Here is a 20,815-nt window from a genome sequence, read left to right as displayed (position 1 = left end):
GGAATTTGCTCGACTTGGCGCGGCCACCGGCGCAGAGTCGAACGGTTATGCTGTCGGCCCTGATTTCCCTTGCCTGAATCGTCATGACCGTTCAACCGCCTGCACCCGCCTTTCAACGCGCCCTGAAACTGGATCACCTCGTCGTCGCTGCGCGCACGCTCGAAGAGGGCGAACGGTTCATCGCCGGCAAGTTCGGCGTGGGGACGGCCGGCGGCGGCGCGCATCCGCTGATGCGCACCCACAACCGGCTCCTGAACCTGTGGGGCGGCGCGTATCTGGAAGTGATCGCGATCGACCCCGACGCGCCGCCCGCCGATGCGCCCCGCGCGCGTCTGTTCGCGCTCGACGATCCGGCAATGCAGGCGCGCATCGAGAGCGGCCCGCAACTCGTGCACTGGGTCGTGCGCGTCGACCGGCCGCGCCTGCTCGCGCGCTGGCAGGCGCAGTACCCGGAGCGCATCGCGCCCGCCGTGCCGATGTCGCGCGGCTCGAACACCTGGGCCCTGACCGTGCCGAACGACGGCGCGTTTCCCGCGTGGCAAGGCGCCGGGGAAGGCGTCGCGCCCTCGCTGATCCAGTGGGACACGACGCAGCATCCGTCGTCCGCGCTGCCGGAGACGGGCATCGCGCTGCGCTCGCTCACCGGGTACCACCCGCGCGCCGGGACGATCGCGGAACAGCTCGCGTGGCTCGGCGCGGCGCATCTGATGCGCGTCGAGCCGACCTCGGGCGCACCGGAACTCGTCGCGGAATTCGAACTGCCGGACGGCTCGGTCGTGACGCTCGGGGAATCGGCGGAATCGGTCGAAGCGGCGCGGCGTGCAGCGGCCGAAGCGGACGAGGCGAAAAAATCGCGCCGGCGCGCAAAGAGCAGGAAAACGGAAGACGAAGCGGAGGCGAATGCGCCTGATGAAGCGGCCGACGTCGCGCAAGCCCGGACGGACGCTCTTTCGAGACAACCCGAATAACCGGTCGCCGGGCCTTCATCCCGCCGATCCCCATAAACGGCAGGCGGCAGTCGCATCCGGCACCGCGCGCCCCACAGAACAGGAGATTCGTCCCGATGAAGACCCGCGAAACCGAGGGCATGTTGCTCGGCCTGATCGGCGTGATCATTTTCAGCCTGACGCTGCCGATGACGCGCATCGTCGTGCAGGACGTCCATCCGCTCTTGAACGGCCTCGGCCGCGCGCTCGTCGCCGCGATTCCGGCCGCCGCGCTCCTCGCCTGGCGCCGTGAGCGCCGGCCGACCTGGCCGCAGGTGAAAAGCCTCGCCGTCGTCTCGCTCGGCGTGATCATCGCGTTTCCGGTGTTTTCCGCCTGGGCGATGAAGACCGTGCCGGCGTCGCACGGCGCGGTCGTCAACGGCTTGCAGCCGCTGTGCGTCGCGATCTATGCCGCGTGGCTCTCGCACGAGCGGCCGTCGAAAGCTTTCTGGGCGAGCGCGCTCGCGGGCAGTGCGATCGTCGTCGCATTCGCGCTGCAGGCGGGCGGCGGCGGCTTGCAGGCCGGCGACCTGCTGATGCTCGTCGCGGTCGGCATCGGCGCGCTCGGCTATGCGGAAGGCGCGCGCCTCGCGCGTCAGATGGGCGGCTGGCAGGTGATCTGCTGGGCGCTCGTGCTGTCGGCGCCGTTTCTCCTGCTGCCGGTAGGCGGGCTCTGGTGGGCGCATCAAGCGGCGCATCCGGAACCGCTCGCGCTGCGAACCTGGCTCGCATTCGGCTACGTAACCCTGTTCTCGCAGTTCATCGGCTTCTTCGCGTGGTACGCGGGGCTCGCGATGGGCGGCATCGCGCGCGTCGGGCAGGTTCAACTGCTGCAGATCTTCTTCACGATGGCGTTCTCGGCGCTCTTTTTCGGCGAGCACGTCGAGGCGTCGACGTGGATCTACGCCGCCGCCGTGATCGCGACCGTGGTGCTCGGCCGCAAGGCTGCGGTGCGCACGACGCCGCCGGTCGGTTCGTCTTCGGTGGCGCCGGGTGTGGCGTCCGCCCGGGCGGCGGTGCGCACGACGAACTCAAGATGACACGAGCGAGCGATAATCGAATTCCTGGCGCCGCGCGCAGGCAGGCAAGCCGACGCGCGCGATGTGCGGCAATCCCCGATGCCGCAGCCGCCGATCGAAGACCGCAGTTGAAGCACCCGAAATCCGCCGACCAGGCCCATTGAAAAAGCGCAGCCCCGCTGCAATCGAGACGACCGAGGACCCCATGAATCAAGCCGACTTTCGCGCCACGCACTGGCAACTTTCCGAACGCGCCCGCAAGCTGACCAGCTCCGCGATCCGCGAAATCCTGAAAGTCACGGAGCGGCCCGAAGTCATTTCGTTCGCGGGCGGCCTGCCCTCGCCGGCGACCTTTCCGGTCGAGCAGATGCGCCGTGCGTCGGAACACATCCTGCGCGACCAGCCGTCCGCCGCCCTGCAGTACAGCGCGACCGAAGGCTTCATGCCGCTGCGCGAGTGGGTCGCGGCGCGCTATTCGGTCGGCGGCGCGCACATCCGCGCATCGCAGGTGCTGATCACGACGGGTTCGCAGCAGGCGCTCGACCTGCTCGGCAAGGTGCTGGTCGATCCGGCGAGCCGCGTGCTCGTCGAGACGCCGACCTACCTCGGCGCGCTGCAGTCGTTCTCGCTCTTCGAGCCGAACTACGTGCAGGTGCCGACCGACGAGCACGGCCTGATCCCCGAACGGCTCGATGCCGCGCTGATCGAAGGCGCGCGCCTTTTGTACGCCCAGCCGAACTTCCAGAACCCGACCGGCCGCCGCCTGCCGCTCGAGCGCCGCCGCGCGCTTGCCGAGTTCGCACAGCGGGCCGCGTTCCCGATCATCGAAGACGACCCCTACGGCGCGCTCGACTACGCAGGCGCCCCGCTACCGACGATGCTCTCGATGGCGCCCGACCACATCGTGCATCTCGGCTCGTTCTCGAAGGTGCTGGCGCCGGGCCTGCGGGTCGGCTACATCATCGCGCCCGAGGAACTGCACTTCAAGCTGGTGCAGGCGAAGCAGGCGACCGACCTGCACACGCCGAGCCTCACGCAGCGCATCGTCCACGAGGTGGTGAAGGACGGCTTCCTCGACCAGCACGTGCCGACCATCCGCGCGCTCTATCGCGACCAGTGCGCGGCGATGCTCGCGGCGCTGGAACATCACATGCCCGCCGGAGTCGAATGGAACCGGCCGGAAGGCGGCATGTTCGTGTGGGTGACGCTGCCGAAGCACATCGACACAATGAAGCTGCTCGAAGCGGCGATCGAGCAGCATGTCGCGTTCGTGCCGGGCGGTCCGTTCTTCGCGAACCAGGCCGAGCACAATACGCTGCGGCTGTCGTTCGTGACCGTGCCGCCGGCGAAGATCGACGAAGGCGTCGCGAAGCTCGGCGCGCTGATCCGGGCGCGCCTCTGATACCGTCGCCGCATTCTTCCCATTCTTCAACTGGAACCCAGGAGTCTTTGATGGCCGAATCGAATGTGTACGACAAGCTGAAGGAACTCGGCATCGAGCTGCCCAGCGCGGGCGCGCCCGCCGCTGCCTACGTGATGAGCGCGCAGAGCGGCAACACGGTGTATCTGTCGGGCCATATCGCGAAGAAGGGCGGCAAGGTCCACGCGGGCAAGCTCGGCGACACGCTCGGCACCGAGGAAGGCAAGGCCGCCGCGCGCTCCGTCGCCATCGACCTGATCGCGACCCTGCATGCGCACGTCGGCGACCTGAATCGCGTGCAGCGCATCGTCAAGGTGATGAGCCTCGTCAACTCCACGCCGGACTTCACCGAGCAGCACGTCGTGACGAACGGCGCGTCGGAACTGCTCGCCGAAGTCTTCGGCGAGCGCGGCAAGCACGCGCGCTCGGCGTTCGGCGTCGCGCAGATTCCGATGGGCGCGTGCGTCGAGATCGAGTTGATCGCCGAAGTGGCCTGAACGGCGCAGTCCCGACCAAGCCCGGCGCCGCGAGGTCCCGGGCTTTTTTGCGCGCTGTCGACCTGCTGTTTCCAATCCACGTTTCTTCCCGTCACTTCCCATGCAATCACGAACGGTTCGTTTCAGGCAGGTCGACGTTTTCACGTCCGTGCCCTTCAAGGGCAATCCGCTCGCCGTCGTCTTCGATGCCGACGACCTGTCCGCCGACGCGATGCAGGCGATCGCACGCTGGACCAATCTCTCCGAGACGACGTTCCTGCTGCGCCCCACCGACCCCGCCGCCGACTATCGCGTGCGCATCTTCACGACGTCGAGGGAACTGCCGTTCGCCGGCCATCCGACGCTCGGCACCGCGCACGCGCTGCTCGAAAGCGGCTACACGCCGAAGCAGCCCGGGAGGCTCGTGCAGCAATGCGGCGTCGGACTCGTGCCGATCGTCGAGCGCGATACCGGCGCATGGGCGTTCGCCGCGCCGCCCGCGCGCATCAGGCCGCTCGACGATGCGCAGCTACAACGCCTCGACGCAGCCTTCGGGCGGGGCGTAATCGATTTCACCGCGCCGCCGTGCGCGGTTGACAACGGCGTACCGTGGCTGGTCGTGCGCCTGAATGCCGCCGCCGGCGTGCTCGCGCTTGCGCCGGATCGCAACGCAATGACCGCACTCATCGCCGATATCACGACGCTCGGCCTCGCGGCTTACGGCCCGCACATCGCCACGGACGCGGGCGGGGCCGCGCCGGCTACGTTCGAGCTGCGAGCCTTGCTGTACGGGGCCGAGAACGCCGAAGACCCCGTCACGGGCAGCGCGAACGCCGCGCTCGCCTGCCTGCTCAGCGTGCAGAACCGGCGGCCGGGACGCTCCTTTACGGTGCGACAAGGGACCGTTATCGGACGCGACGGCCGGGTTTTCATCGATTACGATCACGACGGCACCGACGCGCGCACGTGGATCGGCGGCCATACGGTGACGATCGTCGACGGGACGTTCCGCCTTTGATGCACCGACTGTGCTTGTTTGATCAGGCTCGGGGACGTGTATACCCGCAGCGACTGTGCTTCCTTAATCCTGAAGGCTTAAGTAATATCTGAACAATCAGTGACCGGATTATTAGACAAGGCAAGCGGGGCAGCACAACGGCAGGCCTGGACGACCCCGGAATGAGGCGGCGTGCGTGCGCGCCAGGGCGCAAACGTATGCTTACCGGCCGGCGGCGGCCGTCCACTGGGGCAACAATGGATGTCGGAAGTCAGCGCGGTTCGAGCATCGTGCCAGGCACATTGCGCGATGCCGCGCGTGCCCGGACCGAAGCAGCGCCACCGGCAGTCGCTCCGCACGCGTTCGCGCATACGACCGGGCACACTCCCGTCGCTGGTCCGGTTTTCTCCCAGCTAGATCGGCTTTACCCAGTAGCGCAGTCGAGCGTCAGGCACGCCGCGCTGAATCGCCCACGGACATCAGCGAGCACATGAATCGAACACGGCCCAAAGTGTCACGCGACGGCCAGCACAGCGGTTTGCCGCCCCGCCGCCGGCGGGCGCTGCTCGTCATTCCCGTGCTCGGGACACTTGTGCTCGTCCTCTTGTGGACGGTCATCTTCGCGCGCCTCTCGGTCGAGCGCGAAGCGACCACGCACGAATCGATGGCCTCTGCCGCGATCCTTTCGTCGGCGCTCGAACAACACACGATCAAGGCGATCCATCAGGTCGACCAGGTGACGCGCTTCGTCAAGTACGAGTACGAGAAGTCGCCGGAAAACTTCAACCTCATCTCGACCGTCGAAAAAGGCGTCGTCCAGAGCGACACGCTCGTTCAGGTCTCGCTCATCGACGAATACGGCACGCTGGTCGCGAACACCGCCGACCCGCATCCGAAGCCGATCGACCTCTCCGACCGCGAGCACTTCAAGGTCCACGCGCATTCCAACGACGACCTGCTCTACATCAGCCGTCCCGTGCGCGGCCGCGTGTCGGGCCTCTGGACGCTGCAGATCACCCGGCGCCTGAATCACCCGGACGGCTCGTTCGCGGGCGTGGTCGTCGTGTCGGAAGACCCGACCTACTTCACGAGCGACTTCTACAACGTCGCGTCGATCGGGCGCGAAGGCGTGATCGCCGTCGTCTCCGACAACGGCTCGGTGCTCGCGCGCAATACCGGCGCGGGCGCGTCCGAGGGCACGGGCGCGAGGACCTCCGTCACCAGCAAGAACGACGCGAAGAGCGCCGCCGAACGCGCCCGCGGCGACTTCACCGCGAGCGGCGTGTACCCGACCTCCGACCACGCGTCCGGGATCTACGTCGATCCGATCGACAACGTGAAGCGCATCGTGTCGTACCGGCACATCGACGGCTATCCGCTCGGCGTGCTGGTCGGGTTGTCGGAGAAGGAAGAGTTCATCGACTACAACCACACGCGCAACGTCTATCTCCTGATGGCGACGTTCATCTCGCTCGCGATGCTCGGCTTCTTCGGCGTCGCGACGGGGCTGATCGGCAAGCTGCTCGGGCGCGAGCGCGAGATGACGCATCTCGTCGAGTTCGACCTGCTGACGGGCCTGCGCAACCGCTATTCGACGCTGCAGGCGCTCAGGCACGACGTTGCGCAAGCGGACAATCTCGGGCACCTCGCGCTGCTCTTCATCGACCTCGACAACTTCAAGACGGTGAACGACACGCTCGGCCACAACGCGGGTGACATCGTGCTGCAAATGACGGCGTCGAGGCTCGCGGAAACGGTCGGCGAGAACGGACGGCTGTCGCGGATCGGCGGCGATGAATTCGTCGTCGTCGTGAAGGGCGACGAGGTCGAGCGGCGCGCGGTGGAACTGGCCGAAGCGATCTCGACGATGTTCGCGACGCCCTTCGACGTGCGCGGCAGCGCGTTCGTGCTGCACGCGAGCATTGGCATCGCGCTCTTTTCGGTGTCGAACGAGAGCGAGATCGACCTGCTCAAGAAGGCCGACCTCGCGATGTACAGCGCGAAGGACGCGGGCCGCAACTGCTATCAGTTCTATTCGCCGCATCTGTCGCATCGCGCGGACCATCTGATGAAGTGGGAGCAACAACTGCGCGTCGCGCTGACGGAGCGGCAGTTGTTCCTCGCGTATCAGCCGAAGATCGACCTCGCACGGCGCTGCATCACCGGCTTCGAGGCGCTGGTGCGCTGGAACCATCCGCAGCATGGACTGATTCCGGCCAACGAGTTCATTCCGGTGGCGGAATCGACGGGGCTGATCGTGCCCGTCGGCGACTTCGTGATCCACACCGCCTGCATGCAGCTCGCCGAGTGGCAGCGCGACGGTTATACGGGGCTGTCGCTCGCCGTGAATATTTCGGCGGTGCAGTTCTGGCGCGGCGACCTGCTCGAGACGGTCGCGCGCGCGATCAACGAGAGCGGCATTCCCGCCGACAAGCTGGAGCTCGAAATCACCGAAACGGTGATGGTGGAGTATCCGGAACTGGTGCAGGAGAAGATCGCCGCGTTGAAGCGCCTGGGCGTGCGCATCGCGCTGGACGATTTCGGCACCGGGTATTCGTCGCTGTCGTATCTGAACCGTTTTTCCGTTGATACGCTGAAGGTCGACCGCTCGTTCATCCAGGCGATTCCCGAGGACCGCAGCGTGTGCGTGATGGTATCGGCGATCATCAATCTGGCGCGTTCGCTCGGGTTGACGGTCGTCGTCGAGGGGACGGAAAAGGAAGAGCAGATTGCGTGGCTCGCGGCGCTCGGGCCGATCGAGGCGCAGGGCTTCCTGTTCTCGCGCCCGGTTCCCGCCGATGGCGTGCAGGCGCTCCTCGATCGGTTTGGCGTGTGCGGATGGCCGGCAGGGAAAGCGCCCAAGCGGCGCGCCGGACATGGGAATGAGCCTTTTCCGACGGCGCTCACCGATGAGCGTGGTGGACGGTGAACGACTGCGGCATGCATTGATTCGTCAGACACCGTTTGATGCGCCCGCTTCCGATAGCGGCCTGCGAGCACGCCCCGCTCTCGTGGCCGCCGTCGCGTCTCTTCAACGGCCCGGGCCGCGCGTCTCCATGAAGCCGCCAAAGAACGCCCGCGCGTTATCACCCAGACTCTCGATGTGATACCCGCCTTCCTGCGCGATGAGCGTCGGCAAGCCGAGCGAGCCAATCTCCCGCCCCAACCTCCCGAAGCCTTCGGTCGTTACCGCGACCATCGCCTGCGGATCGTCCTTGTAGATATCGAACCCCAGCGCCAGCACCAGCGCATCCGGCTGAAAGCGCCTGAGCGCCCGCAGCGCCGCATCGACCTGCCCGAAGAACACTTCCTCGCTTGACCCGTGCGGCATCGGCAGATTGACGTTGTACCCATCCCCCACGCCCGCGCCACGCTCGTCCTCATATCCCGCGACAACCGGATAGAAATTCGTCGGATCGCCATGAACGGAGACGTAGAGCACGTCGTCACGACCGTAGAAAATCTCCTGCACGCCCTGTCCATGGTGCATGTCGGTATCGAGAATCGCGACGCGGCCAAAACGCCCGCGCAACGCCTGCGCCGCGATCGCCGCGTTGTTCAGATAGCAGAAGCCGCCCGCCGCCTCGGCGCGCGCATGATGACCCGGCGGCCGGCACACGGCGTACGCTTCGCGCGCGCCGTCCGCGATGGCGGCCGCGCCCGCGACCGCGCATTGCGCCGACCAGTACGCGGACCGGTAAGTATCCGGCCCGACCGGGCAACTGCCATCGGCGAGATAACGTGCCGCCTGCGCCAGCACGCCGCGCAGCGGATTGCCCTCGCGCACGTAGATGTTCGACATCACTTCGTCGCCCCAGTCCTGCGGGATCTTCTTCCACTCGGCATGCGCCTCTTCGAGAAAGCGCAGATAGCTCATGCCGTGCACAGCGGCAAGCGGCGCCGTGCCGAAGTCGGCAGGCTCGCGCACGTCGAATCCGAGCGACTTCGCCGCCTCGACGAGCCGCAGCGCCCGCTCCGGCACTTCCTGCGGCGTGCGCATCTGGCCGCGCGACAAATAGCTGCGCGGATGGTGTTTCAGTTGCTCGGGATGAAAGTAAGTCAGCATCGGGTTCGTTCCTTTTGAATCATGCTTCGACGTGCGCGTGCGCGACGGCCCGCGCGAGCACCGCGTTCACCAGCACGTTCGCGCCGCAGGTGACGTCTTCGGGCAGCGCGTCCTCGGCCTCGTTGTGCGACAGGCCGTCGACGCACGGGATGAACACCATCGCCGTCGGCACGTGGCGCGCGAGATGGATCGCGTCGTGTCCGGCGCCGCTCACGATCTGCTCGTGCGCGTAGCCGAGCGTGGTCACCGCGTCCTGCACGAGGGCGACGCATTCCGTATCGAACGGCGTCGCGGGACTCTTCCAGTAGGTCTCTACGACGACTTCGAGGCCGCGCGCCTGCGCGACCTTGCCGAACGCCTCGCGCACGTCGCGCTCCATCGCGTCGATCTGCGCGTCGTCGGGATGACGTAGATCGACGGTGAACGCAACGCGCCCGGCAATCGTATTGCGCGACGAGTTCGGAATCGCGACCTGACCGATCGTCACGAGTCCCAGCGGCGCAAAACGCTGCGCGATCGCTTCGAGTTGCAGTGCCATCTCGGCGCTCGCGAAAAGCGCATCCTTCCGGTACGGCATCGGCGTCGTGCCCGCATGCGCCGCGACGCCGGTCACGCTGACGTCGAGCCAGCGGATCGCCTGCCCGCCCGTCACCACGCCGATCGGATTGCCGTGACTCTCAAGCACCGGCCCCTGCTCGATGTGCGCCTCGAAGTACGAATCCACCGGCTGGCCCGTCGCGCGCCGCTTGCCCGCGTAGCCGCACTGCGCGAGCGCATCGCGCAGGGTGACGCCGTCTGCGTCCTGCGTGTCGAGCGCGGCCGCGAGCGGCGTCGCGCCGACGAACACCGCCGAGCCGAGCATCGCCGGCGTAAAGCGCGCACCTTCCTCGTTGGTCCACGACACGATCTCGATCGGCTTCTCCGTCACGATGCCGGCATCGTTCAGCGTGCGCACGAGTTCGAGCGCCGCGAGCACGCCGTAGACGCCGTCGAAGCGGCCGCCTTCGGGCTGCGTGTCGAGATGGCTGCCGATCACGACAGGCGCGAGCGACGCATCCGCGCCCTCGCGCCGCGCGAACAGGTTGCCGACTTCATCGACATCGACCGTCATGCCCGCTTCGCGGCACCACTTCGCGAAGAGGTCGCGGCCGCGCCGGTCGTCCTCGGTGAGCGCGAGGCGGCGCACGCCGCCCTTCACCGTGGCGCCGACCTGCGCCATTTCCATCAGGCTCGCCCACAGTCGCGGGCCGTTCACTTGCAACATGGCTTCAGATTCCTCGAAATGAATTCAGTGCGACGGCACGGCGTCGAGCGCGTCGGCGCGGCGGTGCTTGAGCGCATCGAGCGCGACGATGCACACGAGCGACAGGCTTGCCAGGCCCGTATAGAACACGGCGAGTGGCCACCATTGCCCGACGAATTTATGCGCGAGCCAGGTGCCGACGAGCGGCGTCAGGCCGCCCGCGATCGCGCCGCACACCTGGTACGACAGCGAGATCGCGGAGTAGCGCACGCGCGTCGGAAAGACGCCGGACACGAAGCCCGCGATCACCGAGTAGAAGCTCGACATGCAGATCACCGCGAGCGCGATGCCGGCGATCATCGACATCATGTTGCCGCTCTGCACGAGGATGAACATCGGGTACGGCGAGACCATCGCGCAGAGTGCGGCCAGCTTGAGAAAGCGCGCGCCGCCGAGCTTCTCAGCCATATACGCCGCAAGCGGCTGCGTGAGGAACTGGATGATCGCGACCGCGAAGAGACAGTCGAGAATCAGCGATTTCGTCACGCCGACGTATTGCGTCGTGTACGAGATCATGAACGTGTTGGTGAAGTAGACGCCCGCGATGCCGATCGTGTTCGCGCCGATGCAAAGCGCCACGAGCCAGCCCGACGAACGGAACACCTCGGCGATCGGCAGCTCGACGGTGCGCTTCTTTTCCTTCTCGCGCTGAAACTCCGGCGACTCGTTCACACCGATCCGGATGAAGATGCCGACAACCAGCAACACCGCGCTCACAAGGAACGGCAGGCGCCAGCCCCAGGAGATGAAGTCGGCGTGGTCCATCGACGTCACCGCGCGAAACGCGACGAGCGAGAGAATCAGCCCGGCCGGGCTGCCGAGCTGCGCGAACGACGCAAAGAACGTGCGGCGGCCTTCCGGCGCATGTTCGCCCGCCATCAGCACGGCGCCGCCCCACTCGCCGCCCACCGCAATGCCCTGCACGACGCGCAGGAGCACGAGCAGCACCGGCGCGAGCAGGCCAACCTTCGTGTAGCTCGGCAGCAAGCCGACACAGACGGTCGCGACGCCCATCATCATCAGCGTGGTCATCAGCGCTTTCTTGCGGCCGATCTTGTCGCCGAGATGGCCGAACACGATGCCACCGAGCGGCCGCGCGAAGAAGCCGACCGCGAAGGTCGCGAACGACGCCATCGTGCTCACGAACGGATCGTGCGACGGAAAGTACAACTCGCCGAACACGAGCGCGGCGGCGGTCGCGTAGATGTAGAAGTCGTACCACTCGATCATCGTGCCAATGAACGCCGCAGCGGCGGCGCGCACCGGCTGGCGGGTTGTGTGCTGGATTGAACTCACCGGAAGCTCCTTGGGATGGCGGGGCCGCGTCTCTCGTTGTCGGGCGGCGCGGGATGGGGTTTTATCGCCAGCCATAAAACATTAGTCAAATTTCGGTTTATTATCTCCCGTATAAATCTGGCTAATATCGAAGGCAAAAAATGACCCAGCTTCGCGCCGACGTCGCGCGCTTCCTGAACGACCGGCTCGACTGGAACCTGCTGCGCACGTTCCTCGTGATCATGCAGGAGCGCAGCGTGAGCCGCGCCGCCGCTCGGCTGCACCTGACGCAGCCCGCGGTGAGCCAGGCGCTGAAGCGCCTGGAGGACACGCTCGGCCGCAACCTGATCCAGCGGCGCGGACCGCACTTCGAACCGACGCGCGCTGGTGAAGAGGTGTACCGGATCGCGAGCGACATCTACGGCCACATGTCGCGGCTCGAAACCGAACTCGACGACCGCACCGACGACATCACCGGGTCGATTCGCCTGCTGACGGTGAGCCGCATCGAATCGGGCGTGTACGACGAATTTCTCGCGGAGTTTCATCGAACGTATCCGCGCATCGACCTGCATATCGAGATCATGCGTTCGTCCGACATCATTTCATCGCTGCTGCAGAAAACCGCGACAGCGGGCCTCGGTCTGTGCCGCACGCCCGTCGACAAGCTCGAACAGCGCTGTTTTCTGCGCCAGCGCTATGCGATCTTCTGCGGGCGGCATCATCGCCTGTTCGGACGGCAGGCGCTCACGATGGACGACCTGCTCGCGGAGAATTTCGTCTCGTTCACGAGCGACCAGATCGGCGACAGCCTGTCGCCGCTCACCGTGTTTCGCGATCAGCGCGGCTTTACGGGGAGGATCGTGGCGGCGTCGCCGAGTCTCGACGAAGTGCGGCGGCTGATTTTCGCGGGCTTCGGGATCGGCTGCCTGCCGGAGCACATCGTGCGCGACGACATCGCGCAGCAGCGCCTGTGGCGCCTGCCACCGGAGGAAGGACTCGCGGACGTCGACATCCACCTGCTCTGGCATCGCGCCCGCAAGATGAACGCGGCGGAGCAGGCGTTTCTCGACGCGATGGAGAGGACGATGCAGCGCTATTCGCTGCCGGATCGTTTGAAGCCGCGCTGAAGCTCAGAGCCCGCGCGACAGCACGGCCGTGCCGACCGTCACGACGCCGAGCACGAGATTGATGATGACGAGCCGCCGCACTGTGCCGACTGCACGCGCGCCGTCGGGCCAGTTCTGCGCCTGCACCGCGCGACGAATGCGCGGGAACACGGCAAAGCGGATATGCCCGAAGATCAGCATCATCACGATGCCGAGACCGGCCATCGCATGCAGCGGCCATGCGGCGTGCGCGCCGCCGTATTGCGTCAGCAAGAAGCCGCCCGTCAGCAGGATGACGAGCACCGAGGCTGCCACCCAGTTGAAGAACCGCGCGAAGACGCCTTCGAGAAGGGGCAGGCGCAATTGCGGCGTGAGGTCGCCGAGCGCGGGGCGCAGGCAGAAGTTTGCGAACACCATTCCGCCGATCCACACGGCCACGCCGAGCAGATGCAGAAAGAGCGCCACTTCGATGGCTTTGGTCATTGTGATTCCGGGTGAAGGTCGTTTGCGGGCTTGGGCTTTCGACTGGAGGTTGTCCAACCGGTTCCGGTTTTTTGAATAAAGAAGCGCCCCGCTACGCTCGGCGTAACGGGGCGCCTGTCAGAACCGCCGAAGCTCAGCCTTCGAAGACGGGTCGCAGTTCGCTCACCTTCAGCGACGAATCCGGCGCGCGGCCCTTGCGTGCGCGCTTGCCGAGATGCGGTTCGAGCGCGGCCCCGCCGAGCTTCTCCTCGCGCGCCTTGCCGCCGCGTCCCGTGCCGATCAGCAGCACGCCTTTCGCGTCGATTGCGAGCGCCTGCTTGAGCGTTTCCTTCGGATCGAGCGCCATCAGCGTGACGCCGCGCCCGCCGCCCGAGAGCGTCTTCATCTCGTCCATGCCGAAGACGAGCAGCCGCCCGCCCGACGACAGACACGCCACATGCGACGCGTTGGGCACGACCGGCATCGGCGCGAGCGGCGCGGCGCCGTCGTCGATCGTCATGAACGACTTGCCTGCCTTCACGCGGCTCACCATGTCGCCGAGTTTCGCGATAAAGCCAAAGCCGTTGTTCGACGCGAGCAGGAGCGGCTGGTCCACCGACGCCGCGTAATAGTGCAGCAGATGCGAGCCCGATTCGAGTTCGATCAGCGACGTGACGGGCACGCCGTCGCCGCGGCCGCCAGGCAGCATCGCGACGGGCACCGAGTACACGCGCCCGTTGCTGCCCCACGCGATCAGCATGTCGGGCGTGCGCGCCTGGAACGCGGCGTAGATGCTGTCGCCGGCCTTGAACTGGAAGCCCGCCGGATCGAGCCCGTGCCCCTTCAGCGCGCGCACCCAGCCGCGCTGCGAGACGACCACCGTCACCGGTTCGTCGACGACGCGCGTTTCGAACGTCGCGCGCTTTTCCTGCTGGATCAGCGTGCGGCGGTCGTCGCCAAACTGCTTCGCGTCGGCTTCGATTTCCTTGATGAGCAGGCGCTTCATCGCGGCGTCGCTGTTGAGCAGTTCTTCGAGCTTCGCCTTTTCGTCGCGCAATTCCTTCAGTTCCTGCTCGATCTTGATCGCTTCCATCCGCGCGAGCTGGCGCAGACGGATGTCGAGGATGTCGTCGGCCTGGCGCTCCGAGAGGCCAAAGCGCTCGATCAGCGCCTGTTTCGGCTCGTCGGCCTCGCGGATGATGCGGATGACTTCATCGATATTCAGGAAGACGATCATCCGCCCTTCGAGAATATGGATGCGGTCGTCGACCTTGCCCAGGCGATGCTGCGTGCGCCTCGTGACGGTCGTGAAGCGGAAGCCGACCCACTCGTGCAGGATCTCGACGACGCCCTTCTGCCGCGGCCGGCCGTCGGCGCCGATCATCACGAGGTTGATCGCCGCGTTCGATTCGAGGCTCGTATGCGCGAGCAGCGAATTGACGAACTCGGTCTGGTCGATGCGGCTCGACTTCGGCTCGAACACGAGCCGCACGGGCGCGTCCTTGCCGGACTCGTCGCGCACGGTGTCGAGCAGCGCGAGCAGCGTTTGCTTCGTCTGCAACTGGTCGGGCGTGAGCGCCTTCTTGCCGAGCTTGATCTTCGGGTTGGTCAGTTCCTCGATTTCCTCGAGCACCTTCTGTCCCGACGTGTTCGGCGGCAATTCGTTGATGACGAGTTGCCACTGGCCGCGCGCGAGGTCTTCGATCTTCCAGCGCGCGCGCACCTTCAGGCTGCCACGACCGGTTTCGTACGCCGCCGAGATTTCCGCCTGCGACGAGATGATCTGTCCGCCGCCCGGGAAATCCGGCCCGGGAATCTTCTCCATCAAACCGGCGTGGCCGATCTTCGGATCGCGGATCATCGCGACCGCGGCCGATGCGACTTCACGCAGGTTGTGCGACGGAATCTCCGTCGCCAGCCCGACCGCGATTCCCGATGCACCGTTGAGGAGCAGGAACGGCAGGCGCGCGGGCAGGAGCTTCGGCTCCTCGAACGAGCCGTCGTAGTTCGGCATGAAATCGACCGTGCCCTGGTCGATTTCGTCGAGCAGCAGTTTCGCAATCGGGGTCAGGCGCGCTTCGGTGTAGCGCATCGCCGCCGCGCCGTCGCCGTCGCGCGAGCCGAAATTGCCCTGGCCGTCGATCAGCGGATAGCGCATCGAAAAGTCCTGCGCGAGCCGCACGAGCGCGTCATACGCGGACTGGTCGCCGTGCGGGTGATACTTGCCGAGCACGTCGCCCACGACGCGCGCCGACTTCACCGGCTTCGCCGTATTGGCGAGGCCCATTTCGTTCATCGCGAACAGGATGCGGCGCTGCACGGGCTTCTGCCCGTCCGATACGTCGGGCAGCGCGCGGCCTTTCACCACGCTCACCGCGTAGTCGAGATACGCGCGCTCCGCGTAGTCGCCGAGTGTCAGTTGCTCGCCTTCGGGCGCGGCTTGCTGATCGGCGAAGAGATCGTCTGTGATTCCCATCGAATTTCCGTGATTTTGCGTTGGGTTCTATGAGCGAAGGAACTGGCTCAAATGTCCGCTTCGACCTCGTTGCCCTTCTCTTCGAGCCAGCTGCGCCGCGACGCCGCTTCGCCCTTGCCCATCAGCATCGTCATGCGCGTGACCGTCAGGTCGAAGCCAAGATCGCCGAGACCGACCGGCAACAGGCGGCGCGTGTCCGGGTTCATCGTCGTGTCCCAGAGCTGTTCCGCGCTCATTTCGCCCAGACCCTTGAAGCGGCTGATCGTCCATTGCGTCTCGCGCACGCCGTCTTTCCTCAGCTTGTCGAGGATCGCTTCGAGTTCGCCTTCGTCGAGCGCGTAGAGCTTCTGCGCGGGCTTCTTGCCACGCGCGGGCGCATCGACGCGAAAGAGCGGCGGACGCGCCACGCAAACATGCCCGCGCTCGATCAGTTGCGGGAAGTGCTTGAAGAACAGCGTGAGCAGCAGAACCTGGATGTGCGCGCCGTCGACGTCCGCGTCCGACAGGATGCAGATCTTGCCGTAGCGCAGGTTCGAGAGATCGATCTGGTCGTCCGGGCTGTGCGGATCGACGCCGATCGCCACCGCGATGTCATGCACTTCGTTGTTCGCGAAGAGCCGGTCGCGCTCGGTTTCCCACGTATTCAGCACCTTGCCGCGCAGGGGGAGGATCGCCTGGAACTCCTTGTCGCGGCCCATCTTTGCTGAGCCGCCCGCCGAATCGCCCTCGACGAGAAAAAGCTCGTTGCGCGCGATATCGGTCGATTCGCAATCAGTCAGCTTGCCCGGCAGCACGGCCACGCCCGAACTCTTGCGCTTCTCGACCTTCTGCCCCGCGCGCGTGCGCGCCTGCGCCTGGCGGATCACGAGTTCGGCGAGCTTCTTGCCGTACTCCACGTGCTGGTTCAGCCACAGCTCAAGCCCGGGCCGCGTGAACGACGACACGAGCTTCACTGCGTCGCGGCTATTCAGGCGTTCCTTGATCTGTCCTTGAAACTGCGGATCGAGCACTTTCGCCGACAGCACGAACGACACGCGCGCGAACACGTCCTCGGCGAGCAGTTTGACGCCCTTCGGCTGCAGGTTGTGCAGTTCGACGAAGCTCTTCACCGCCTGAAAGAGACCGTCGCGCAGGCCGGATTCATGGGTGCCGCCGGCGGGCGTCGGAATCAGGTTGACATAGGATTCGCGTAACAGCGTCCCTTCCTCGCTCCACGCGACGACCCACGACGCGCCTTCGCCTTCCGCGAAGGTCTCCTCGTTGGAGCGCGAGCTTTCCGCATAGCGTTCGCCTTCGAAGAGCGGAATCAGCAGGTCGCTGCCGCCCATGCCTTCGAGCAGATAGCCGCGCAGGCCGTCTTCGTATCTCCAGACCTGCCGCTCGCCGGTCTTCTCGATGACGAGCACCACTTCGACGCCCGGCAGCAGCACCGCCTTCGAGCGCAACAGCCGCTGCAGTTCGCCGAGCGGCAGATTGGGCGAATCGAAGTATTTCGGGTTGGCCCACGCATGCACGCGCGTGCCGGTTTTCTTCGCGCCGCGCTCAGCGGGACGCGTCGTGAGCGGCGCAATGACGTCGCCGTTCGAGAAGCCGATTTCGGCGACCTTGCCGTCGCGCCAGACGGTGACGTCGAGCCGCGTCGACAGCGCGTTCGTCACCGAGACGCCCACGCCGTGCAGGCCGCCCGAGAACGTATAGGCGCCGCCGGCGGCCTTGTCGAACTTGCCGCCCGCGTGCAGGCGCGTGAACACGATTTCCACGACCGGCGCGCCTTCTTCCGGATGCAGGCCGAACGGAATGCCGCGGCCGTCGTCCTCGACGGAGATCGAGTTGTCGGTGTGCAGCGTGACCGTGATCTGCTTGCCGTAGCCGCCGAGCGCTTCGTCGGAGGCGTTGTCGATGACTTCCTGAATGATGTGCAGCGGGTTTTCGGTACGCGTGTACATGCCGGGCCGCTGCTTGACCGGCTCGAGGCCCTTCAGCACCTTGATCGATGCTTCGCTGTATCCGCTGCTTTTGCCGCTGTCGGGTTTTTTCGTGGACATGACTGAACGTTGGTCCGGTGTCCGGTGGTCCTTCCGGCGTTGCTGCGCGAAAGGCGGCCGGGGCACCGGCGAATGCGTGAACACATCGGGCAAGCCCGGCCGAACGCGCCGGGCTGCTTGGAGAATAGCTGCAATGCGGTGCCCGTCAAACGCTGGCATCCGGAAAACGCGACGTATTTTACTGTTTTCGATATAACGGGCAATGACGGCCCGGTGACGGCGGTCTTATTTGCGCTTCGCTTCGAGTTCTTCCCAGCGTTCGAGCGCGACGAGCAGTTCCTCGTCGATGGCCGCGTGCCGTTCGCTCAGCCGAGCGCCTTCCTTCGCGTCCTTCGCGAAGATCGAACCGTCCTCGAGTTGCGCGCCGATCGCCTTCTGCTCCGCTTCCAGCGCGGCGATCTTCTCCGGCAGCGCATCCAGTTCGCGCTGCTCCTTGAACGACAGCTTCACCGTGCGCTGCGCGTTGCGGCCCGCCGCGCTTTCCTTCGGCGCGTCTTCCTTCGGCGTGTCCCTGGCGTTCTGGCGCGCAGCGTCCTGCGCAATCTGTTCCGAACGTTCGCGCTGAATCTGCCAGTCGGAAAAGCCGCCGACGTACTCGCGCCATTTCCCGCCGCCTTCCGACGCGAACACGGAAGTCACGACGTTATCCAGAAACGCGCGGTCGTGGCTCACGAGCAGCACGGTGCCATCGTAATCGGTCAGCAGTTCTTCGAGCAGTTCGAGCGTGGGGATGTCGAGGTCATTGGTCGGTTCGTCGAGCACGAGCACGTTCGCCGGCCGCGCGAACAGCCGCGCGAGCAGGAGGCGATTGCGCTCGCCGCCCGAGAGCGACTGCACCGGCGAGCGCGCGCGCTCGGGCGCGAACAGGAAGTCGCCGAGATAGCTCATCACGTGCTTTTTCACGCCGTTCACTTCGACCCATTCGCTGCCCGGGCTGATGGTGTCCGCGAGCGTCTTGTCGAGGTCGAGCTGCGCGCGCATCTGGTCGAAATACGCGACCTGCAGGTTCGTGCCGGTGCGCACGCGGCCGCCATCGGGCTGGATTTCGCCGAGGATCAGTTTGAGCAGCGTCGTCTTGCCCGCGCCGTTCGGGCCGACGAGACCGATCTTGTCGCCGCGCATCACGGTGGCAGTGAAATTGTCGACGATCGTGCGTTCGCCGTAGCGCTTCGTCACGTCCGTCAGCTCCGCGACGATCTTGCCCGACTTCTCGCCCTGCCCGACATCGAGTCTGACGTTGCCCTGCACGTTGCGGCGCTCGGCGCGCTCCTGACGCATCTCGACGAGCCGCGCGATGCGCCCGACGCTACGCGTGCGCCGCGCCTCCACGCCCTTGCGAATCCACACTTCTTCCTGCGCGAGCAGCTTGTCGAACTTCGCGGCTTCCACCTGCTCGACTTCGAGCTGTTGCGCCTTTCTCGTCTGGTACGCGCTGAAGTTGCCCGGATACGAAAGCAGCCGCCCGCGATCCAGTTCGACGATGCGCGTCGCCACCCGGTCCAGAAACGCGCGGTCGTGGGTGATGAAGAGCAGGCCCGTGCGCAGCGTCACGAGCAGGTCTTCGAGCCAGCGGATGCCGTCGAAGTCGAGATGGTTGGTCGGTTCGTCGAGCAGCAGCACGTCTGGCTGGACCACGAGCGCCCGGGCCAGCGCGACGCGCTTTTTCATGCCGCCCGAAAGCGCGCCGACGCGCGCGTCGCCGTCAAGGCCGATCTGAGCGAGCGTCGTCGCGACGCGCGTGCGCCAGTTCCAGGCGTCGTGCAGGTCCAGCGACGACTGCAGCGCGTTCATGCGCGCGAGCAGCGCATCGTGTTCGGCGCCTTCGGGCGTGTCGGCGAGCTTGTGCACGACTTCGTCGTAATCGTCGAGGTGCGCGCGCGCATCGGTAAGGCCGGACGCGACGACGTCGAACACCGGCGCGTCCAGTTCGAATTCGGGCTCCTGCGGGACGTAGACCGTGCTGAGTTCGCTCTGGCGCGTGACGAGGCCGTCGTCAGGTTTCGTGAGGCCGGCGACGATCTTCAGGAGCGAGGACTTGCCCGCGCCGTTGCGCCCGATCAGTCCGACGCGCTCTCCCGCTTCGAGCGAGAAATCCGCGTGATCGAGCAGCGCGACGTGGCCGAACGCGAGTTGCGCGTCCGAGATGGAATAAAGCGACATGAGGGCAGCCGGAAAAGTGCAGAAACAGGAAGCGGCCATTGTACCGGTGTTGCCCGCCGCGGCCCGTGGCATCGGCCATTCGGACGAGCCACCGGCGTCGCGAGAAATGAAAAACGCGGCGAAAGCCGCGTTTTCGAGATACGCGCGCAGGCAAGCGCTACTTCACGTGCACCTTGATGGTCTGGCTCATTTCCGGGCCGTAGGAACGATGCGCGCCGTCGGCGAACTGCATCGTCAGCGTGTGGTCGCCGGGCGGCAGCTTCACGTCGGTTTCGGTCTGGCCCTTGCCGAAATGGATCGACTTGTCGTCGGCGGGGATCACGAGGCCCTTTTGCACCGGCCCCCCGTCGATCAGCAGATGGTGGTGGCCGGAGTTGTCGCCCATCGTGCCGGCCGGCGCGACCTTCATGCCTTCGACGCCAAATTTCACGTGCACCGGGCTCGACACGGTCGCGCCGTCCTTCGGCTCGATGAAATAGACGCGCGCGGGCGTCTGCGCCTGCGCCTGCGCAACGAAAAAGCTCGCCGACAGCACCGTCCCCACAATCTTTTTCAACATCGTTTTCTCCTTGGAAGAAAGCGGCCGAAGCGCGCCTTTCGCCGGCCGGCCGCAACGCGCGCATCGCAACGCCGCCTGGCCGAGCATACACCGGGCTTGCAATCGGGAAAATTGGGTCGAACGCCGGATGTACGGGGCGCGGAAGCCATTCGGGGAAGCATTTTCACGATTCCGGTAAGATGCCGGCTGGCTGCATTTTTCGCGGCGCCGTCGAGGCGCCTGTTGCAATCCGTAAAACGAAACAAAAGAGTCTGTCGTGAGTGAAGTTCTGGAATACAAAAGCTGGGTCTGCCTGATTTGCGGCTGGATCTACAACGAAGAAGACGGCCTGCCAGACGAAGGCATCGCGCCGGGCACGCGCTTCGCCGATATCCCCGCCAGCTGGCGCTGCCCGCTCTGCGATGTGGGCAAGGAAGATTTCGCGGCCGTCGAGTTCTGATTTGCTTTTAAGCGCCGGCGGGC

15 protein-coding genes and 1 pseudogene are annotated in these 20,815 nt (G+C 65.9%); 8 read left to right on the top strand and 8 right to left on the bottom strand.

The genetic code is table 11. The features are described 5' to 3' along the window. Window positions 1-83: 83 nt before the first annotated feature. The 6 genes and pseudogenes from AWB81_RS09995 to AWB81_RS09970 all read left to right on the top strand — a co-directional run. A pseudogene (locus AWB81_RS09995) lies at window positions 84-770 on the top strand (VOC family protein); the annotation flags it as partial. A gap of 293 nt (window positions 771-1,063) precedes the next feature. Beyond that, complete coding sequence (locus AWB81_RS09990; RefSeq protein ID WP_062634693.1) at window positions 1,064-2,026, top strand: DMT family transporter; 963 nt, start codon at window positions 1,064-1,066, stop codon at window positions 2,024-2,026. A gap of 184 nt (window positions 2,027-2,210) precedes the next feature. Further along, window positions 2,211-3,407 carry an aminotransferase-like domain-containing protein gene (locus AWB81_RS09985; RefSeq protein WP_062634690.1) on the top strand — a complete coding sequence of 399 codons (1,197 nt, stop codon included), beginning with the start codon at window positions 2,211-2,213 and terminating at the stop codon, window positions 3,405-3,407. 50 nt (window positions 3,408-3,457) lie between these two features. Continuing rightward, entirely contained in the window at window positions 3,458-3,922 is a 465-nt protein-coding gene (locus AWB81_RS09980; protein WP_062634688.1) for a RidA family protein, read from the top strand. A gap of 100 nt (window positions 3,923-4,022) precedes the next feature. Next, window positions 4,023-4,919, top strand: a complete 897-nt coding sequence (locus AWB81_RS09975; protein ID WP_062634686.1) for a PhzF family protein — start codon at window positions 4,023-4,025, stop codon at window positions 4,917-4,919. Window positions 4,920-5,388: 469 nt separating this feature from the next. Next, window positions 5,389-7,827, top strand: a complete 2,439-nt coding sequence (locus AWB81_RS09970; RefSeq protein WP_062634684.1) for a bifunctional diguanylate cyclase/phosphodiesterase — start codon at window positions 5,389-5,391, stop codon at window positions 7,825-7,827. 102 nt (window positions 7,828-7,929) lie between these two features. On the opposite strand, the gene AWB81_RS09965 is transcribed toward AWB81_RS09970, so the two are convergent. The 3 genes from AWB81_RS09965 to AWB81_RS09955 are packed head-to-tail and all read right to left on the bottom strand — an operon-like array spanning window position 7,930 to window position 11,563. Beyond that, window positions 7,930-8,964, bottom strand: a complete 1,035-nt coding sequence (locus AWB81_RS09965; protein ID WP_062634681.1) for a histone deacetylase family protein — start codon at window positions 8,962-8,964, stop codon at window positions 7,930-7,932. A 19-nt stretch (window positions 8,965-8,983) separates the two neighbouring features. Then, entirely contained in the window at window positions 8,984-10,228 is a 1,245-nt protein-coding gene (locus AWB81_RS09960; protein ID WP_062634679.1) for a Zn-dependent hydrolase, read from the bottom strand. A 24-nt stretch (window positions 10,229-10,252) separates the two neighbouring features. Next, window positions 10,253-11,563 (bottom strand): MFS transporter, encoded by a 1,311-nt coding sequence (locus AWB81_RS09955; protein ID WP_062634677.1) that lies wholly within the window; start codon window positions 11,561-11,563, stop codon window positions 10,253-10,255. Between the two features lie 140 nt (window positions 11,564-11,703). Here AWB81_RS09955 and AWB81_RS09950 point away from each other — a divergent pair, with 140 nt between their 5' ends. Next, window positions 11,704-12,672 (top strand): LysR family transcriptional regulator, encoded by a 969-nt coding sequence (locus AWB81_RS09950; RefSeq protein WP_062634675.1) that lies wholly within the window; start codon window positions 11,704-11,706, stop codon window positions 12,670-12,672. 3 nt (window positions 12,673-12,675) lie between these two features. Here AWB81_RS09950 and AWB81_RS09945 read toward each other — a convergent pair whose 3' ends face one another. From AWB81_RS09945 to AWB81_RS09925, 5 genes are all read right to left on the bottom strand, one after another. Beyond that, a complete protein-coding gene (locus tag AWB81_RS09945; RefSeq protein ID WP_062634672.1) occupies window positions 12,676-13,134 on the bottom strand; it encodes a CopD family protein in 459 nt (152 codons plus the stop codon). Between the two features lie 133 nt (window positions 13,135-13,267). After that, the gene (parC, locus tag AWB81_RS09940; protein ID WP_062634670.1) at window positions 13,268-15,589 is read right to left on the bottom strand and encodes a DNA topoisomerase IV subunit A; all 2,322 of its coding nucleotides are present in this window, start codon (window positions 15,587-15,589) and stop codon (window positions 13,268-13,270) included. A 47-nt stretch (window positions 15,590-15,636) separates the two neighbouring features. Next, entirely contained in the window at window positions 15,637-17,634 is a 1,998-nt protein-coding gene (locus AWB81_RS09935; RefSeq protein ID WP_062634668.1) for a DNA topoisomerase IV subunit B, read from the bottom strand. 225 nt (window positions 17,635-17,859) lie between these two features. Beyond that, window positions 17,860-19,794: an ATP-binding cassette domain-containing protein gene (locus AWB81_RS09930; protein WP_062634666.1), complete on the bottom strand. Its 1,935-nt coding sequence runs from the start codon at window positions 19,792-19,794 to the stop codon at window positions 17,860-17,862. A 157-nt stretch (window positions 19,795-19,951) separates the two neighbouring features. Then, on the bottom strand, window positions 19,952-20,353 hold the full coding sequence (locus AWB81_RS09925; protein WP_062634754.1) for a DUF4399 domain-containing protein: 402 nt from the start codon (window positions 20,351-20,353) through the stop codon (window positions 19,952-19,954). Between the two features lie 256 nt (window positions 20,354-20,609). Between AWB81_RS09925 and AWB81_RS09920 the strand changes: the two genes are divergently transcribed. Beyond that, window positions 20,610-20,792 (top strand): rubredoxin, encoded by a 183-nt coding sequence (locus AWB81_RS09920; protein WP_062634664.1) that lies wholly within the window; start codon window positions 20,610-20,612, stop codon window positions 20,790-20,792. Window positions 20,793-20,815: the final 23 nt, after the last annotated feature.

The organism is Caballeronia arationis (genome assembly GCF_001544975.2).
GTDB classification, from domain to species: Bacteria; Pseudomonadota; Gammaproteobacteria; order Burkholderiales; family Burkholderiaceae; genus Caballeronia; species Caballeronia arationis.
Note: the sequence above shows the minus strand (reverse complement) of the source record. Positions and strands in the feature narration are given on the sequence as shown.

Coding starts and splice junctions, on each gene's coding strand:
- AWB81_RS09990 (WP_062634693.1), top strand. CDS start 1,064: ATGAAGACCCGCGAAACCGAGGGCATGTTGCTCGGCCTGATCGGCGTG.
- AWB81_RS09985 (WP_062634690.1), top strand. CDS start 2,211: ATGAATCAAGCCGACTTTCGCGCCACGCACTGGCAACTTTCCGAACGC.
- AWB81_RS09980 (WP_062634688.1), top strand. CDS start 3,458: ATGGCCGAATCGAATGTGTACGACAAGCTGAAGGAACTCGGCATCGAG.
- AWB81_RS09975 (WP_062634686.1), top strand. CDS start 4,023: ATGCAATCACGAACGGTTCGTTTCAGGCAGGTCGACGTTTTCACGTCC.
- AWB81_RS09970 (WP_062634684.1), top strand. CDS start 5,389: ATGAATCGAACACGGCCCAAAGTGTCACGCGACGGCCAGCACAGCGGT.
- AWB81_RS09965 (WP_062634681.1), bottom strand. CDS start 8,964: ATGCTGACTTACTTTCATCCCGAGCAACTGAAACACCATCCGCGCAGC.
- AWB81_RS09960 (WP_062634679.1), bottom strand. CDS start 10,228: ATGTTGCAAGTGAACGGCCCGCGACTGTGGGCGAGCCTGATGGAAATG.
- AWB81_RS09950 (WP_062634675.1), top strand. CDS start 11,704: ATGACCCAGCTTCGCGCCGACGTCGCGCGCTTCCTGAACGACCGGCTC.
- AWB81_RS09945 (WP_062634672.1), bottom strand. CDS start 13,134: ATGACCAAAGCCATCGAAGTGGCGCTCTTTCTGCATCTGCTCGGCGTG.
- parC (WP_062634670.1), bottom strand. CDS start 15,589: ATGGGAATCACAGACGATCTCTTCGCCGATCAGCAAGCCGCGCCCGAA.
- AWB81_RS09935 (WP_062634668.1), bottom strand. CDS start 17,634: ATGTCCACGAAAAAACCCGACAGCGGCAAAAGCAGCGGATACAGCGAA.
- AWB81_RS09930 (WP_062634666.1), bottom strand. CDS start 19,794: ATGTCGCTTTATTCCATCTCGGACGCGCAACTCGCGTTCGGCCACGTC.
- AWB81_RS09925 (WP_062634754.1), bottom strand. CDS start 20,353: ATGTTGAAAAAGATTGTGGGGACGGTGCTGTCGGCGAGCTTTTTCGTT.